This is a genomic window from Cellulomonas cellasea (assembly GCF_030372105.1).
Lineage (GTDB): Bacteria > Actinomycetota > Actinomycetes > Actinomycetales > Cellulomonadaceae > Cellulomonas_A > Cellulomonas_A cellasea_A.
In genome coordinates this window covers 144,095-160,537 of the sequence record NZ_JAUDBQ010000004.1, presented here as the reverse complement: position 1 = coordinate 160,537, position 16,443 = coordinate 144,095, and the positions used below count along the sequence as shown (strand labels likewise).

14 protein-coding genes are annotated in these 16,443 nt (G+C 74.3%); 5 read left to right on the top strand and 9 right to left on the bottom strand.

What is annotated here, in order from left to right:
• Positions 1–89: 89 nt before the first annotated feature.
• Both ald and QUV83_RS05715 read right to left on the bottom strand, forming a co-directional pair.
• On the bottom strand, positions 90–1,205 hold the full coding sequence (ald, locus tag QUV83_RS05720) for an alanine dehydrogenase (protein ID WP_289563221.1): 1,116 nt from the start codon (positions 1,203–1,205) through the stop codon (positions 90–92).
• A 92-nt stretch (positions 1,206–1,297) separates the two neighbouring features.
• Positions 1,298–2,254 carry an aminoglycoside phosphotransferase family protein gene (locus QUV83_RS05715; protein WP_289563220.1) on the bottom strand — a complete coding sequence of 319 codons (957 nt, stop codon included), beginning with the start codon at positions 2,252–2,254 and terminating at the stop codon, positions 1,298–1,300.
• A gap of 3 nt (positions 2,255–2,257) precedes the next feature.
• Between QUV83_RS05715 and QUV83_RS05710 the strand changes: the two genes are divergently transcribed.
• Positions 2,258–3,049, top strand: coding sequence for a fructosamine kinase family protein (locus tag QUV83_RS05710; protein ID WP_289563218.1), 792 nt, complete (start codon positions 2,258–2,260; stop codon positions 3,047–3,049).
• A gap of 302 nt (positions 3,050–3,351) precedes the next feature.
• Here QUV83_RS05710 and QUV83_RS05705 read toward each other — a convergent pair whose 3' ends face one another.
• The 3 genes from QUV83_RS05705 to QUV83_RS05695 form a co-directional block, all read right to left on the bottom strand.
• Positions 3,352–3,519: a hypothetical protein gene (locus QUV83_RS05705; protein ID WP_289563217.1), complete on the bottom strand. Its 168-nt coding sequence runs from the start codon at positions 3,517–3,519 to the stop codon at positions 3,352–3,354.
• Positions 3,520–4,019: 500 nt separating this feature from the next.
• On the bottom strand, positions 4,020–4,460 hold the full coding sequence (locus QUV83_RS05700) for a hypothetical protein (RefSeq protein WP_289563216.1): 441 nt from the start codon (positions 4,458–4,460) through the stop codon (positions 4,020–4,022).
• Between the two features lies 1 nt (position 4,461).
• Entirely contained in the window at positions 4,462–4,818 is a 357-nt protein-coding gene (locus tag QUV83_RS05695) for a hypothetical protein (protein WP_289563214.1), read from the bottom strand.
• A gap of 109 nt (positions 4,819–4,927) precedes the next feature.
• Here QUV83_RS05695 and QUV83_RS05690 point away from each other — a divergent pair, with 109 nt between their 5' ends.
• A complete protein-coding gene (locus QUV83_RS05690; RefSeq protein ID WP_289563213.1) occupies positions 4,928–6,433 on the top strand; it encodes a leucyl aminopeptidase in 1,506 nt (501 codons plus the stop codon).
• Between the two features lie 95 nt (positions 6,434–6,528).
• On the opposite strand, the gene QUV83_RS05685 is transcribed toward QUV83_RS05690, so the two are convergent.
• Complete coding sequence (locus tag QUV83_RS05685; protein ID WP_289563212.1) at positions 6,529–6,894, bottom strand: oxidoreductase; 366 nt, start codon at positions 6,892–6,894, stop codon at positions 6,529–6,531.
• A gap of 277 nt (positions 6,895–7,171) precedes the next feature.
• Here QUV83_RS05685 and lpdA point away from each other — a divergent pair, with 277 nt between their 5' ends.
• The 3 genes from lpdA to QUV83_RS05670 all read left to right on the top strand — a co-directional run bounded on the left by lpdA (position 7,172) and on the right by QUV83_RS05670 (position 11,368).
• Positions 7,172–8,557: a dihydrolipoyl dehydrogenase gene (gene lpdA / locus QUV83_RS05680; RefSeq protein WP_289563211.1), complete on the top strand. Its 1,386-nt coding sequence runs from the start codon at positions 7,172–7,174 to the stop codon at positions 8,555–8,557.
• Positions 8,558–8,587: 30 nt separating this feature from the next.
• Positions 8,588–10,342, top strand: a complete 1,755-nt coding sequence (gene sucB / locus QUV83_RS05675; RefSeq protein WP_289563210.1) for a 2-oxoglutarate dehydrogenase, E2 component, dihydrolipoamide succinyltransferase — start codon at positions 8,588–8,590, stop codon at positions 10,340–10,342.
• A gap of 135 nt (positions 10,343–10,477) precedes the next feature.
• On the top strand, positions 10,478–11,368 hold the full coding sequence (locus tag QUV83_RS05670; RefSeq protein WP_289563208.1) for a TIGR01777 family oxidoreductase: 891 nt from the start codon (positions 10,478–10,480) through the stop codon (positions 11,366–11,368).
• Between the two features lie 12 nt (positions 11,369–11,380).
• On the opposite strand, the gene QUV83_RS05665 is transcribed toward QUV83_RS05670, so the two are convergent.
• From QUV83_RS05665 to QUV83_RS05655, 3 genes are read right to left on the bottom strand one after another with little or no spacing between them, the layout of a single operon-like run.
• Positions 11,381–12,946, bottom strand: a complete 1,566-nt coding sequence (locus QUV83_RS05665; protein ID WP_289563207.1) for a protein kinase domain-containing protein — start codon at positions 12,944–12,946, stop codon at positions 11,381–11,383.
• A gap of 59 nt (positions 12,947–13,005) precedes the next feature.
• Positions 13,006–14,082: a Gfo/Idh/MocA family oxidoreductase gene (locus QUV83_RS05660; RefSeq protein ID WP_289563206.1), complete on the bottom strand. Its 1,077-nt coding sequence runs from the start codon at positions 14,080–14,082 to the stop codon at positions 13,006–13,008.
• A gap of 35 nt (positions 14,083–14,117) precedes the next feature.
• Positions 14,118–16,436: an MMPL family transporter gene (locus tag QUV83_RS05655; protein ID WP_289563205.1), complete on the bottom strand. Its 2,319-nt coding sequence runs from the start codon at positions 16,434–16,436 to the stop codon at positions 14,118–14,120.
• Positions 16,437–16,443 lie beyond the last annotated feature (7 nt).

Sequence of the window (16,443 nt, the reverse complement as noted above, 5' to 3'; positions counted from 1 at the left end):
CGCCTTTCGTTCCGGCGGTCACCCGACGATAGCGACGGCTCCGCCGACCCGCGCGGGCAGGGCGAAGGCCCTCGCGCGGGCCCGGGCCGTCAGACGGCCAGGCCGGGGGCCGCGGCGACCGTGTAGCCGTGTGCCGCCGCGACCTCGGGGCTCAGCAGCTGCCCGGCGTGCGTGACCAGGCCGCCGGCGAGCGTCGGATCGGCGGCGGTCGCGGCCCGCCACCCGTGGTCCGCGAGCGCTGTCAGGTACGGCAGGGTCGCGTTGGTGAGCGCCCGCGTCGAGGTGACGGGGACGACGCCGGGCATGTTCGCCACGGCGTACAGCACGGCCCCGCCCACCCGGTACGTGGGCTCGTCGTGGGTGGTCGGACGGGTGGGCTCGAAGCAGCCGCCCTGGTCCACGGCCACGTCGACGAGCACGGAGCCCGGCCGCATCCGGCTGATCAGCGCGGTGGTCACGAGCTGCGGCGCCCGGGCGCCCGGGACGAGCACCGCGCCGATCACCAGGTCGGCGTCCGCCACCTCCCGCTCGAGGGTGTAGGCGTTCGAGGCGAGCGTGCGCACCGAGCCTTGGAACTGCACGTCGAGCTCCCGCAGGCGGCGCGCCGACACGTCGAGCACCGTGACGTCGGCGCGCATCCCGCGCGCGATCTCCGCGGCGTTGCGCCCCGCCACCCCGCCGCCGATCACCAGGACCTTCGCCGCGTCGACGCCGGGCACCCCGCCCAGGAGCTTGCCGGACCCGCCGACGCTCTTCATCAGGTGGTACGCGCCGACCTGCGCGGCGAGCCGCCCAGCGACCTCGCTCATGGGGGCGAGCAGCGGCAGCGACCCGTCGTCGGCCTGTACCGTCTCGTAGGCGATGGCCGTGGCGCCGGAGGCGAGCAGGGCGTCGGTGGTGGGCCGGTCGGCGGCCAGGTGCAGGTAGGCGAAGAGCACGAGGTCCTCGCGCAGGAACCCGTACTCGGACGCCACCGGCTCTTTGACCTTGCACACCAGGTCGGCGTCCTCCCACACGTCGGCGGCGCGCATGACCACGCGGGCGCCGGCGTCGGCGTACAGGTCGTCGGAGATCGCCGACCCGACACCCGCCCCCGCCTGCACCAGGACGTCGTGCCCCGCGGTGACGAGCTGGTCGACGCCTGCGGGCGTGATGGCCACGCGGTACTCGCGGTTCTTGACCTCGGTCGGGATGCCGATCCTCATCGCGGGGCTCCTGGCGGTCGATGGAGTGGGTGCGTCGGGTCTGCCCCAGTCTGTCGGCCGAGCGCCCGCGCGTCAGCCGATTCGGGCGCCGCTCATGCGAGCGCGGCCCACACCGCCGCCTGGTCCAGCTCGCGTTGGGCGCCGGCGAGGTCGCCGAGCTCGTCCCACCGCCAGAGCGCGCCCTCGACGGACCGGGCGAGCGCCCACTGGATGACGCGCCGGCGGTCCAGACCCGCCTCGTCGGCGGTGAGTGCGGTGCGCTCGCGCAGCAGGCCGGCCGGGTCGGCGGAGCGGAACGGCGGGTCGACCTGCTCGAGCAGCGGCCACAGGTCGTACGCGGGGTCGCCCCACAGGGGCTTGGGGTCGATGGCGACCCACCGCCCGTCCGCGCCAAGTAGCAGGTTGCCCGGGTTGAAGTCGCCGTGCACGACGGCGGTCTCCCGCGCCGTCGCGGGCAGCTCGCGCAGCAGGTCGTGGGCGCGGCCGACGAGGCTGCCATCCACGTCGAGCTCACCCTCCACCGCGGCCCGCCCCGCCCTGTCGAGCAGGGTCTGCGCCCAGGCGCGGCACACCTCCGCCATCTGCGGCAGGTCCTCGAGGCCGCCCGCGGCTCGTGCCGTGACGAGCTCGCGGTGCCCCCTGGCCGCCGCGGCGAGCAACTCGGACGCGGGCGCGGTGGCGGCCGTCATCGCCGTGCCGGGCGCCACCTGCTCGAGCAGCAGCGCCCAGTCCTGCGGGTGGTGCTCCAGCAGCCGCGCTGTGCCGTGCCCGTCCCAGGCGCGCAGCGCGGCGGCCTCGTGGCGGGCCTCGTCATGGGGGAACGCCACCTTGAGCACGACGGCCCTGCCGGCCGCGGTGCGCGCGGGGGCGGTCCAGGCGGAGGCGCCGTCCCGGTAGGGCTCGCCCAGCGCGAGGTCCCAGCGCCGTGCGGCCCGCTCGACGAGGGCGGGCAGCTCCTCGAGCCAGCGCGCGCCGGAGGGCGTGCGGCCGACGCCGTCGTGCAGGATCGTCGGGACGGCGAGGTCGGGGCGCGCGGTCTGAGGGGTCACGCATTGACGGTACGGGAGGCGCGGGTGCGCGAGGTGTTCCGCAAGCAGCGGGCGGATGCGCCGCCCGGCTTCTTCGCCTGCGAGGCGGCCGGGCTCGACTGGCTGCGCGCGGCCGACGCCGTGCCGGTGGTGGGGGTCGTCGACGTCGGGCCGGGCCACCTCGACCTGGAGCGGCTCGCCTCAGTCCCGCCGTCTCGTGCCGCCGCCCATGCCCTCGGCGTGGGACTGGCCGCGATGCATGACGCCGGCGCCCCGGCGTTCGGCAGCCCGCCTGACGGGTGGGCCGGGGAGTGCTTCTTCGGCCCGATGTCCGACCCGCTGCCGATGCCCACCGGGCGATTCGCCGCCTGGGGCGAGTTCTACGCGCACTGTCGGCTGGAGCCGATCGCCCGCCAGGGCAGCCGCCGCGGGGCGCTGGGGCCCGACGACACGCGGCTGCTCGACGCCGTGGCCGCCCGCCTCGCCAGTGGCGACTGGGACGACGACGACACGCCCGCGCGCCTGCATGGCGACCTGTGGGGCGGGAACATCATGTGGACGCCGCAGGGCGCCACCCTGATCGACCCCGCCGCGCACGGCGGCCACCGGGAGGCCGACCTAGCGATGCTCACGCTCTTCGGGCTGCCCCACCTGGACGACGTCATCGCCGCCTACCAGCAGGCGCATCCGCTGCGCCCCGGGCTCCGCCGACGGATGGGCCTGCACCAGCTCTATCCGGTCGCGGTGCACGCGGTGCTGTTCGGGGGCCACTACGTGGAGCAGATGCGACGCCTAGCGGCCCCGTACGCGTCCTAGAACGCCTACGGGGCCGCTGGCTCGTCAGTCAGCATCTGCACGTCGCCGTCCACCGCGTCCGCTTGTCCTCTTCACACGCGACTTGAACCGCCCTGGGCCTTGTTGAGGGCTGTCGGCGACGAGCCACCCGGACCGTGTCCGTCCACCCCTCGCTAGGGGCGCGTCCTCCACGTCCGGGCCGATCCTTCGCGGCGGGATGCTGACACCGCCGCGCAGACCGGGAGCACCAGTCTCAGGGTGCTCAGCAAGAACCGTCCAGGGATTATTCCCCGCGGCCCCTGCTGATCATCGCGCTGTGTGCGTCACTTGCCGCGCGAGCCCCGCGCCTGCTTGCCGCTCTTGGGGGCGGGAGCCGCCTGGGTGGGGTCGCCGAGCTCACCCACGAGGGCGTCGTAGATCGGCGACGCGTCGTGCGCCGAGCCGTCGGCCCGAGGAGCCGCGATCGCGCTCGAGAGGTCCGGTCCACTCATCGATGTCTCCTGGAGAGGTGGGTCAAGTTGCCGACCCATCCTGCGGGACGCTCGCTGTGTTCGCCACACGAGGCGCCCCGGCCGCGGGCTGTGCACGGGTCAGGCCGATCCCCCGCCGCGGGCGGTACCGTGGCCATCGCCCGGCGCTCCCCTGCCCCCCTTGCGGAGCGTCGGGCCTCGACGTCGGAGCCTGCCTTCGAGCTGTGGCGCCGTGCTTCAGGCGGTAGGTCTCGTGCGGCGCGAACACCAGCGGACTGCCTCCGCGCAGGGCCCCGACCAGCGTGATCATCGGCATCTGGAGCCCCGCCCCGGACCCAGCGCAGGGCTCCGGCGCAGGGCGCGGCGCGGGCCGGGCAGGCCACATGGCGTCGCACGCCGACCACGCTGGGCTCCGTGCGCCCGACCGCGACGCGGCGACGGGCGAGAGGCGCCCACGCAGGGTCCCGGCACTGCACGCAGAACCCGACCGGCTGTGAAAATTGTCACGGTCGGGAGTCTGCTCAATCCGCCGACGCGGGCCTCGGCCGGGTGTGCCACAGCCACGCGACACCGAGGAACGGCAGCACCAGCGGCACGAAGCCGTAGCCCGCCCCGAACCCCGACCACACCGTCTCGTCGGGGAAGTCGCCCGCGTCGAGCAGGGACAGCGCGCCCACGGCGAGCACCCCGACGAGCTCCACCACCACCGCGGCCCAGGCGACGCGGCGCGCCGTCGGCGTGCCCTTCGCCAGGGCGAGGGTCGCGACGACGTAGACCACTGCCGACAGGCCCGAGAGCAGATAGGCCAGTGGCGCCTCGTCCAGCTTGGTCGCGATCTGGAAGCCGGCCCGCGCGGTCGCGGCCAGCGCGAACACCCCGTAGACGGCGACGAGCGCCCGGCCCGGGCCTGACGACGTGCTCCCCGGCACGGGGGTGGTCTGCTCCGGCAGCGTGATGCCCATCTCAACCCATCCAGATCTGCAGCAGTCGGTACTCCAAGAACACAGCGGTCAGGCAGGCGACCAGCAGCACCACCGAGCTCCAGCGGGTGCGCTCCGCGAACGCCCACGCCGCGGCGAAGGGCAGGATCATCAGCTGCACCACGATGTAGCCCCAGAACGTGCCCGGCTCGGGCGAGCCCGTCCCGTTCAGCACCAGCACCAGCGCGACGACCGCCTGCAGCACCATCAGGCCCTCGACGACGGCGCCGCCCCAGAGCTGGCGCAGGATCACCGCGCGGTCACGGACGACGAACCACGCCGCCCACGCCGCGAGGACGGTCGCGGCTCCGATCACGACGAGTGCGAGGGGGCCGACCACGAGGCCCCACCGTACCGGCGCGCGCGCCCCGCGAGGGCGCGCGCGGGGCCGGACGGCCGGCGGGTCGAACGTCACGGGCTCACGCCGCCTTCCGGACTACCATCGGCATGTGCCTCGAGTGACTCTGACTTCCAAGAACCCTGAACTCCTCTCCGTCGACGCCCTGGTCGTCGCCGTCGCCCAGGGCGACAGCGGCCCCCGGCTCGTGGACGCCGACTGGCTCCCCGCCGAGGTGCGCGCCGAGATCACGGCCGTGGCCGGCCCGCTCGGCATCACCGGCGCCGTCGACGAGGTGCGCAAGCTGCCCACCGGCGGCCGCATCGCCGCGAAGCTGCTCGTCCTGACGGGCGTCGGCTCGGCGCAGTCCCCCGACGCGGAGACCATCCGCCGCGCCGCCGGCGCCGCCGTGCGCGAGCTCGCCGGCTCGGCTTCCGCGGCCCTCGCGCTGCCCGCCGACGACGTCGCCCACCTGACGGCCGTCACCGAGGGCGCGCTGCTCGGCGCCTACTCCTACACGCGGTACCGCGACGCCGAGGCCAGCAAGAAGTCCGCGCCCGTCACGGAGGTCCAGGTCGTCACGCCCCTGGCCAAGGACAAGGCCGTCAAGGCCGCAGTGGCCCGCGCCGAGGTCGTCGCCGAGGCCGTCCACGCCACCAGGGACCTCGTCAACTCCGCGCCGAACGACCTGTACCCCGCCGCGTTCGCCGACCTCGCCAAGGCCGCGGTCAAGGAGGCGGGCCGTGGCAGCGCGCTGAAGATCACGGTGCTCGACGAGAAGGCGCTCGCCGCCGGCGGCTACGGCGGCCTCACGGGCGTCGGCCAGGGCTCGGTGCGCGGCCCGCGCCTCGTCAAGGTCGCCTACACCCCGAGCAAGCCCGCCGCGAAGGTGGCGCTGGTCGGCAAGGGCATCACGTTCGACTCGGGCGGCATCTCCATCAAGCCCGCGGCCGGCATGGAGGCCATGAAGTCCGACATGGCCGGCGCCGCGGCTGTTCTGCACACGGTGCTCGCCGCCGCGCAGCTCGAGCTGCCCGTCGCCGTCACCGGCTGGCTCTGCCTCGCGGAGAACATGCCGTCGGGCACCGCGCAGCGCCCGTCCGACGTGATCACCATCCGTGGCGGCAAGACCGTCGAGGTGCTGAACACCGACGCCGAGGGCCGCCTGGTCATGGCCGACGGCCTCGCCGCCGCCGTCGAGGAGAAGCCCGACGTCGTCCTCGACATCGCGACTCTGACGGGCGCGCAGATCGTCGCCCTCGGCAACCGGGTCTCCGCGGTGATGGGCTCGGAGGACGTGCGCGCCGAGGTCGTGGCCGCCGCCGACGCCGCGGGCGAGCAGTTCTGGCCGATGCCGATGCCGGCCGAGCTGCGCGCCGGGCTCAACTCGAAGGTCGCCGACCTGGCGAACATCGGCGACCGCTTCGGCGGGATGCTCAGCGCCGGGCTCTTCCTGCAGGAGTTCGTCGGCTCCACGCCGTGGGCGCACCTCGACATCGCCGGCCCCTCCTTCAACGAGAAGGCCCCGCACGGCTACACGCCGGTCGGCGGCACGGGGGTGGGCGTGCGCACGCTGCTCGCGCTCATCGAGGCGCGCGCGGCCGCCAGCGCGAAGTAGTCCTCACCACGCCGGGCTCCCGGCGCGGCACAGCAGAACGGCCCGCTCGGGATTCCGACCGGGCCGTTCTGCTGTGCTGGTGGTTGCGCGCGCCGTCAGGCCTGGCCCCTGCGGCGTTGCCGCTCGATCCGCTGCCTGGTGTTCCAGTCCCGCATGCGCTGCGGGTAGCCGGTGCGCTGCACGTCGTACACGGGGACGCCGAGCGTGCGGGCGATCTCGTAGGCGGTCTTCGCGTCGGGCACGCGGCGCCGCGTCCACTCGCCGTCAGTGGCGATGAACATCACGGTCGTCTGCGTGACGTTGGTCTGCGGCTCGACGTACGCCTCGACGCCGACCCGGGTGGCCACGAAGTCCCCGAGGTGCGCCATGGTGGCCCGCTCGCGGTCGCGCCCCTTCTCAGGAGCGGCCTCTGGCGGCGTCGTGTTGCGTCCAGCGCGACGCCAGCGTGTGAACAGACCCATGGCGGCAGCGTACCGACCTGACCATCAGCGCACCGTGCGCTTGGCGCGACCACGCGCGCCCGCCCTCTGATGGGCCGTTGGTCGCGTCGAGGGCTCCCTGTGGTGTGCCCGCAGTCACAGATGTGGATCGTGAGCCCGACAAGGCGGACATACATGGGACGAATGTTCCCAGCGTCACAACGCATCAGGCCCGATCAGGTTCGTTCGCCATGCGCTGGGATGACAAGATGGGCGCCGAACAGCATGAATTTACACGTCTGCACCTGAGGAGTTGCACGTGGCCGACACCACCGGAACCGCTTTCGACATCGTCGTCCTGGGCGGAGGAAGCGGCGGCTATGCGGCTGCGCTTCGCGGAGCCCAGCTCGGCAAGAGCGTGGCGCTGATCGAGGGCGGCAAGCTGGGCGGGACCTGCCTGCACAACGGCTGCATCCCGACCAAGGCGCTGCTGCACGCCGCCGAGATCGCCGACAACGCCCGCGACGGAGCCCACTTCGGTGTGCACACCGAGCTCAAGGGCATCGACATGGCGGGGGTGAACCAGTACAAGGAGTCGGTCGTCGCCCGGCTGTACAAGGGCCTGCAGGGGCTGATCAAGTCCCGCAAGATCACCGTCTTCGAGGGCTACGGCAAGCTCGTCGACAAGAACGCCGTCGAGGTCAACGGCCAGCGCGTCACGGGCGAGAACATCGTCCTCGGCACTGGCTCCTACGCCCGCTCGCTCCCCGGCCTGGACATCGGCGGCCGGGTCATCACCTCCGACCAGGCCCTGCAGCTCGACTGGGTGCCGCGCTCCGCGATCATCCTCGGCGGCGGCGTCATCGGCTCGGAGTTCGCCAGCGTGTGGCGCTCCTTCGGCGCCGACGTCACGATCATCGAGGCGCTCCCCCACCTGGTCCCCAACGAGGACGAGGCGCTGTCCAAGGCGTTCGAGCGTGCGTTCCGCAAGCGCGGCATCGGCTTCAACCTGGGCGTCCGCTTCCAGGGCGTCACGCAGGACGACAACGGCGTGCACGTCACCCTCGAGGACGGCAAGACCTTCGACGCCGACCTCCTGCTGGTGGCCGTCGGCCGCGGCCCCGTCACCGCGGGCCTCGGCTACGAGGAGCAGGGCCTGACGCTCGACCGCGGCTTCGTCATCACCGACGAGCGCCTGCACACCGGCGTCGGCAACATCTACGCCGTCGGCGACATCGTCCCCGGCCTGCAGCTCGCGCATCGCGGGTTCGCGCAGGGGATCTTCGTCGCCGAGCAGATCGCCGGGCTCAACCCGCAGCCGATCGTCGAGTCGGGCATCCCCCGCGTCACCTACTCCGACCCGGAGGTCGCCTCCGTCGGGCTCACCGAGGCCAAGGCCAAGGAGATCCACGGCGCTGACGCGGTCGAGACCCTCGAGTACAACCTCGGCGGCAACGGCAAGAGCCAGATCCTCGGCACCGCCGGGTTCGTCAAGCTGGTCCGCCAGAAGGACGGCCCCGTCATCGGCGTCCACATGATCGGCGCCCGCGTCGGCGAGCTCATCGGAGAGGGCCAGCTCATCGTCAACTGGGAGGCCTACCCGGAGGACGTCGCCAACCTGGTCCACGCACACCCCACGCAGAACGAGGCTCTCGGGGAGGCGCATCTCGCGCTCGCCGGCAAGCCGCTGCACGCCCACAACTGACCCCACGAATCGAAGGAGACACGAGCGGTCATGTCTGACAACGTGCAGCTCCCCGCCCTTGGCGAGTCCGTCACCGAAGGCACCGTCACCCGCTGGCTGAAGAACGTCGGCGACACCGTCGAGGTCGACGAGCCCTTGCTCGAGATCTCGACCGACAAGGTCGACACCGAGATCCCCTCGCCCTTCGCGGGCGTGCTCGAGCAGATCCTGGTCCAGGAGGACGAGACCGTCGAGGTCGGCGCCAACCTGGCAGTGATCGGCTCCGGCGACGGCGCGGCCCCCGCGGCCGAGCCCGCGCAGCAGGCTCCCGAGCCCGCCGCCGCTGAGCCCGCCGCAGCTGAGCCCGCCCCCGCGCAGGAGCAGGCCCCGGCCGCGCCCGCCGCCGAGCAGGCGCCTGCTGCGGAGGCCCCCGCAGCGGGCGGCTCCGGCGGCGAGGAGGTCACCCTCCCCGCGCTCGGCGAGTCCGTCACCGAGGGCACCGTCACGCGCTGGCTGAAGAGCGTCGGCGACACCGTGGAGGTCGACGAGCCCCTGCTCGAGATCTCCACGGACAAGGTCGACACCGAGATCCCCTCGCCCCTCGCGGGCACCCTGCAGGAGATCCGGGTCCAGGAGGACGAGACCGTCGAGGTCGGCGCCGTGCTGGCCGTCATCGGCTCGGGCTCCGCTGCGGCCGCTCCCGCCCCGGAGCAGGCAGCCCCGGCGGCTGCGGCCCCCGAGGCCCCGGCCGCTCCCGCCCAGCCGGCCGCCGCCGCGCCTGCTCCGGCAGCCCCTGCGGCTCCGGCCGCTCCGGCTCCGGCGGCTCCGGCTCCGGCCGCTCCGGCTCCGGCCGCTCCGGCTCCGGCCGCCGCGGGCACGTACCTCACGCCGCTCGTCCGCAAGCTCGCGGCCGAGAAGGGCGTCGACATCGCCACCCTCACGGGCACGGGCGTCGGCGGCCGGATCCGCAAGGAGGACGTCCTCGAGGCTGCCGCCAAGGCCGCCGAGGCCGCGAAGGCCGCCGAGGCCAAGCCCGCCGCGTCGGCTCCCGCCGCCGCCAAGGCTGCCGCCCCGGTCGAGGTGTCGCCCCTGCGTGGCACCACCGAGAAGGCCAGCCGCCTGCGCCAGATCATCGCCGAGCGCATGGTCGACGCCCTGCACAGCCAGGCGCAGCTGACCACGGTGATCGAGGTCGACGTGACGAAGGTCGCGCGGCTCCGGGCGAAGGCCAAGAACGACTTCAAGGCTCGTGAGGGCGTCAACCTCACGTTCCTGCCGTTCTTCGTGCTGGCGGCCACGGAGGCCCTCAAGGCGCACCCCAAGGTCAACGGGGTGCTCGAGGGCAACCAGATCACGTACCACGGCGAGGAGAACGTCGGCATCGCCGTCGACACCCCGCGTGGCCTGCTCGTCCCCGTGATCCGCGACGCCGGCGGGATGAACCTCGCCGGGATCGCCCGCAAGATCGCGGACCTCGCGGCCCGCACGCGTGACAACAAGGTCAAGCCCGACGAGCTGAGCGGCGCGACCTTCACGGTGACGAACACCGGCTCGGGCGGCGCGCTCTTCGACACGCCGATCGTCCCCGGTGGCACGTCCGCCATCATGGGCACCGGCACCATCGTCAAGCGGCCCGTCGTCACGACGGACGCCGATGGCGCCGAGGTCATCGCGATCCGGTCGATGTGCTACCTGTCGCTGTCCTACGATCACCGCCTGGTGGACGGCGCCGACGCGTCGCGCTACCTCATGACGGTCAAGCAGCGCATCGAAGAGGGCGCGTTCGAGGACCAGGTCGGCCTCTGACACCTGCTCGTCCCCGCTGCCCCCGGCGGCCGGCTCATGCCGGTTGCCGGGGGCAGCGGCATTCCCAGGCGACGACGCACGGCGGCGCGGGCCGGGACGCAACCGTCCGCGCGGGGCCGTCCGTAGGGTGGGGCCATGGAGATCGTCATTGCCGGCTCGCACGGGCCCATCGGGACGGCGCTCGTCGCGGAGCTGCGCGATCAGGGTCACCGCGTCCGCCGGCTCGTCCGCCGCACAGCCCAGGGGCCCGACGAGGTGAGCTGGGACCCGCGCGCGGGCCGGCTCGACGCCCAGGACCTGCGGGGCGCAGATGCCGTCGTCAACCTGGCCGGGGCGAATATCGGCGACTGGCCGCTCACCGGCGCCCGCAAGCGGGAGGTGGTGGCCTCGCGCACCCGGTCGACCACCCTGCTCGCCGAGGCGCTGGCCGCGCTCGACACTCCGCCTGCGGTGCTGCTGCAGGCCTCCGGGATCGGCGCCTACGGCGACCGCGGCGACACGGTGGTCGACGAGTCGCAGCCGCTCGGGCAGACGTTCTTCGCCGGGGTGGTCAGGCAGTGGGAGGCCTCGACGCAGGCCGCTGAGGCCGCGGGCGTCCGCGTCGCCCACCTGCGCACCGGCATCGTGCTGGCGCCGAGCGGCGGCGCGCTGGGACGGCTGCTGCCCCTGCTGCGCCTCGGGATCGGCGGCCCACTCGGCCCCGGAAGCCAGTACTGGAGCTGGATCGCCCTGCCCGACGAGGTCGCCGCCATCGCCCACCTGCTCACGGCGCCCGTGCGGGGCCCGGTGAACATGGTCACGGCCGCCACCCCGAACGCCGAGCTCACCCGGGCGATCGCCGCGGAGCTGCACCGGCCCGCCGTGCTCCAGCCACCCGCCTGGGCTCTGCGCCTGGTGCTGGGCGATCTGTCCCAGGAGGTGCTCGGCTCGGTGCGCGCCGACCCGGGCAAGCTGCTGGCGAGCGGCTTCACCCCCCGCTACCCGGATGTCGCCTCGGCTGCCCGCTACGTCACGGGCGAGGCCTGACCTCAACCGGCCTCACGGGCCCGCCTCCACCTCGGCGACCCGCCAGCCCTCGGTGGTCAGGCGCAGGACAAGCACCACTGTGGTGCGCTCCCCCGCCGCGACGTCCTCGTGGACCACACCCTCGGCGGTCACCCGCTGGTGTGCCGTGACTGTCGAGGTCACGAGCACCCGTGCGGCGTCCTGCGCGGGGCCCGCGGCAGCCCCGCCCACCCGCAGCACCCGGGCGACAGGCTCGGAGACCGCCTGCGCGTCATGCACCTGCACGCCGAGGCCCACGACGCGCAGGCCCTGCGCCGCCAGATCGGCCAGCAGCCGGAGATCCGCGAGATGCGCTGGCGACCCCGCGGCCTCCACGGCGGCGAGGCTGGCCGGGTCGCCGCTGGCGATCGCCGCGATCCGCGCGGACGTGAGCGCCACCGCCGCGGCTACGGGATCGGGGGCTGCCGCGGCGACGGGGTCGGGCTCCGCTGCTGCGGCGGGGTCGGGTGTGGCGAAGTGGTCGGGGGTGGTGGCGATATCGGGCGCCGTGGCAGCGGCACCGGCCTCGACCGCGATGCTCGCCGTGCGCTCGGCCTCGTCCGGCCCGGGGCGCAGCGCGGCGACCACGCCCACGACTCCCACCCCCAGCACGATCGCGACGATCGCCGCCCCCACGGCCGGCGACTTCCAGCGTGAGTCGGCGCGGTGCCGCGACGCGCCCCGCCCGCGCAGGGCCGAGCCTGGCCGGGTGCTCGAACGCGGGCCGGGGCTGGCGCCCAGCCGCACGAGCTCGGCGCGGGCGAGCACCCCGGGGTCGGGCAGCGCGATGGGCAGCGCCTCGTCGACCCGGAAGCACGCGTCGCCCAAGGCGCGGGCGTGTGGGCGCTCGCTCGGGTCGGCGGCGCTGGCGTCGGCCAGCACCTGGCGCAGCTCGGCAAGCTCGGCGCTGGGCATCCCCGGGGGCCGGTCCGGCGGGAGCTGGGCGAGCACCGTCTGCGCGAGCGCGTGGACGTCGGACGCCGAGGTGGGCTCCCCGCCCCGCTCGACCTCCGGCGCGGTGAAACCCGCTGTGCCCCCGCTGTCGACCACGCAGCCCTGCAGGTCCACCAGCACAGGGCAGCCGTCCTGCCGGATGACCACGTTCGCGGGCGCGACGTCCCCGTGCACCAGCCCCGCCGAGTGCAGCGCGGCGAGCGCGTCGGCGAGCGGCACGGCCACCGTCACCGCCTCCCCGGAGGTCAGCGGCCCGCGCGCCGCCCGCAGCGCCTCGAGCGTCGGGCCGGGCACGTGCTCGACCAGCAGGGCGCATCGGCTCGGCGGGACCGGGACGGCGGCCACGAGCCGGGCGAGGTGGGGGTGCTGCAACTCGATGAGGCGGCGCAGACGGGCCTCACGTCGGGGGTCGGGCGCGAGGTCGAGCATGCGGACGACGACGCGCAGCGCCGGGTCGTCGAGCGAGGTGGCCGACCACGCGGGGCCGCCGCTCCCTCGGCCCACCGGGCCCAGCGCCCGGTACCCGGCCATGAGCAGGGCGGCCGCCAGCGCGGGATCGACCCTTTCGGGCGGCTCGGCGGCGCCGGTGGGACGTGACGTGGGCATGCGCCCCATCGAACCGTGTGGAGCCCCCTCACACCACGCTGTCCACAGGCCGAGGAGGCTCAGCCTCCCGTCGCGGGCCCGCTCGTCGCCGGCCCGAGCGCCACGACGCGCCCCTCGCGGGCAGAGACCCGCGCGGCGTCCAGCACCGCGGCCGTCCGCACCGCGTCCCACGGGTCGACCGGGGGCGGGGCGCCCTCGTCGAGCCAGCGCTGCACGGCACGGTAATAGTCCTCATGCCCGCCCGGCGCCCGCGGCACGGCGATCCGCTCGGCGCCGCGCACCAGCCAGCCCTCGTGGTCGCCGCCGCCAGTCTGGACCCATGTCTCGTCGAGCACCTCGAAGGGCGTCGGCTCCCCCTCGTAACTGGTCACGAGGAAGGCGCCCTTGTCCCCGAGCACACGGGTGCGCGGGCCGGGCGCGCCGGTGAGGCCGCCCGCTTGCAGGTGGCTGATGACAGCCGGCCCACCGTCGGTCGACCTGTGCGTGAGCGCCAGGAACACATCGTCCTCGGCGGGGGTCGTGATCGACCTGAGCTCGGCGTAGACGCTGGTCACGGCCCCGAAGAGCTGCATGGCCGAGTCCACGAGGTGCGCCCCCAGGTCGAGGAGCAGGCCGCCGCCGATGAGGTCCTGCTCCTTCCAGCGGTGCTGCGGCTCCGGGCGCCACCGCTCCCAGCGGCGCTCGAACCGGTGCACCCGGCCGAGCTCGCCCGCGGCCATGACCGCCTGGAGCGTGAGCTGCTCAGGGTCCCAGCGACGGTTCTGGAACACCGTGAGCCGCCCACCGGAGCCCTCGGCGCACCGGGCGAGGGCGCGCGCGGCCTCGGTGGTGGTGGCGAGCGGCTTGTCGACCACGACGGGCAGGCCCGCCGCGAGCGCCGCATGCGCCTGCTGGGCGTGCTCGGCGGTGGGGCTCGCGATGACGACGAGGTCGAGCGCGGCCGCGTCCTCGAGCAGCGCGTCCACGCTGGGCACGACCGTCACGCCGGGCCAGTCCTCGCGGGCCGCGGCGGACCGCTCGGGGCTCCGGGTGACGACATGCGTGACCTGGAGCCCCGCCTCGCGCAGCAGCCGTGAGTGGATCTTGCGCCCCGCGGACCCGTATCCGACCAGCCCGACCTGCATCGTGTCGCCCATGCGCTCACCCTAGGCGGCGGCGCGGGGCGGCGCGCCTAGCGACTGGAGGCGGGCGCGGCGCCCTCCGTCCCCTGCGCCGCGATCGCCTCGGCCTCGACATCGGCGCGGGCGAGCCGGCTCGGCCACCAGGCGACGCGGCCCAGGTCGTGCACGAGCGCGGGCACCAGCAGGCTGCGGACGATGAGCGTGTCGATCAGCACGCCGAGGGCCACGATGAAGGCGAGCTGGGCGAGGAACAGCAGCGGCAGGATGCCGAGCGCCCCGAACGTCGCCGCCAGAACCACGCCCGCCGACGTGATGACGCCGCCGGTCACGGCCAGGCCCCGCAGCACGCCCTCACGTGTGCCGAAGTGCACGGTCTCCTCCCGCACGCGCGTCATCAGGAAGATCGAGTAGTCGACGCCCAGGGCGACCAGGAACACGAACGAGTACAGCGGGACTGTGGGGTCCGCGCCGGGGAAGTCGAGCACGTGGTTGAAGACCACCGCGGAGACGCCGAGCGCCGCGGCGAAGGACAGCACGTTCGCGACGACCAGCAGCAGCGGCGCGACGAGGGCGCGCAGCAGGATGACCAAGATCACCAAGATGACGGCGAGCACCGTCGGCACGATGACCTTGAGGTCGCGGGCGCCGGCGATCTGCGTGTCGAGGGTCTCGGCCGCGGCCCCGCCCACGAGCGCGTCGGGCGACGCCTGGTGCACCGCGTCGCGCAGCCGCTCGATGGTCTCGACGGCGGCTTGTGTGTCGGATCCCGCGGAGGTGACGACGTTGACCTTCACCATGCCGTCGACGACGCGGGGCTCGGCTGCCGCGCCCCCGCCCGCTGCCCCGCCCGCGGGCGCTCCCGTGTCCTGAGCCGAGACGGGCGTGGCCGACTCGACCCCCTCGACGCCCTCGGCCGCCGCGACGACGGCGTCGAGGTCGCCCTCGGGCGCGATCACGATGGCGGGCTGGACGACGCCGGCCGGGAAGTGCTCGGCGAGCACCTCCTCGCCGGCGACGGAGTCGACGGGGGTGAGGAAGACGTCGGACTGGTTGGTGCCGCTGGCCTGCAGGGTGGGCAGGAACGCGGCGCCGCCCACGAGGACGAGCGCGGTCAGGGCCCAGACGGGTCGGGCGTGCGCGCCGACGAAGCGCGCCAGGCGGCCCCACAGCCCGGTGAGCACCTCGCTGGTGGGCCGCAGCGCCGGGACGTCGCCGCTCGCCGCGCCCTCGACGGGCCGGGGCTTGCGCGGCCAGAACAGCCCGCGGGAGCGCGAGCCCAGGATGAGCAGCAGCGCGGGCAGCAGGGTGAGCGTGGCCAGCAGCGCTGAGGCGATGCCGATCGCCCCCACCGGGCCCAGGCTCCGGTTGGACCCGAGGTCGGAGAGCAGCAGGCACAGCAGGCCGGCGATCACGGTGCCGGCGCTCGCCGCGATCGGCTCGATGGAGCCGCGCACGGCTCGTGCCATCGCCGTGTAGGCGCTCGGCACGCGGCGGAGCTCCTCGCGGTAACGGCTGACGAGCAGCAGCGAGTAGTCGACGGCGGCGCCCACCACGAGGATCGACAGGATGCCCTGCGCCTGCCCGTTGAGCACGAGCACGCCGTCGTCGGCCAGGTTGTACACCACCAGCGCGGCCAGGCACAGCGCGAACACTGCCGAGAGGATGACGATCAGCGGCAGGAACGGCGAGCGGTAGACGAGGATCAGGATGACGAGCACGGCCCCGAGGGCGACCAGCAGGAGCACGCCGTCGATGCCGCCGAACGCCTCGACGAGGTCGGCCACGTAGCCGCCGGGCCCGGTGACCCAGGCATGGAGCCCCAGCTCGCCCGCGCTGTCGGCGGCGGCCCCCAACTCCTCGGCGAGCGAGGCCCGCAGCTCGGAGACGACTGCGCCGGTGACGCCCTCGCCGTCGGCGAGCGGCTCCTCGGTGGCGGCGGCGTCGAGGGACAACGGGATGAGCAGCGCCTTGCCGTCCTCGGACGGGACGGCGACGGTGGGGCCGGCCAGGACGTCGGCGAACGTCGCGGGGTCGCCTGCTGCCGCGTCGGCGCCCGGAATGGGTGTCTCTGGCAAGGTCTGCAGGTACTGCTGCACAGCTGCGACCTGCGCGGCGGTGACGTCGCCACCGCCTGAGGGGGTCATGACGACGAGCACCGGTAGGGTCTCACTGTCGATGAAACCTTGACCCGCCTCGGCGGCCTGGGTCGACTCCGCAGAGGACGGCAGGAAGGCTGCCGTGTCGTTCGTCTGGACCTGCGAGAGGCGTCCCTGAGCCATCCCCCCCGCACCGCCGATGGCCAGCCAGGCGGCGAGGACAGCGACGATCACGAGAGCTCGGACGACGGCCCCTGCGCTTTTACTCAGCATGCTGAGT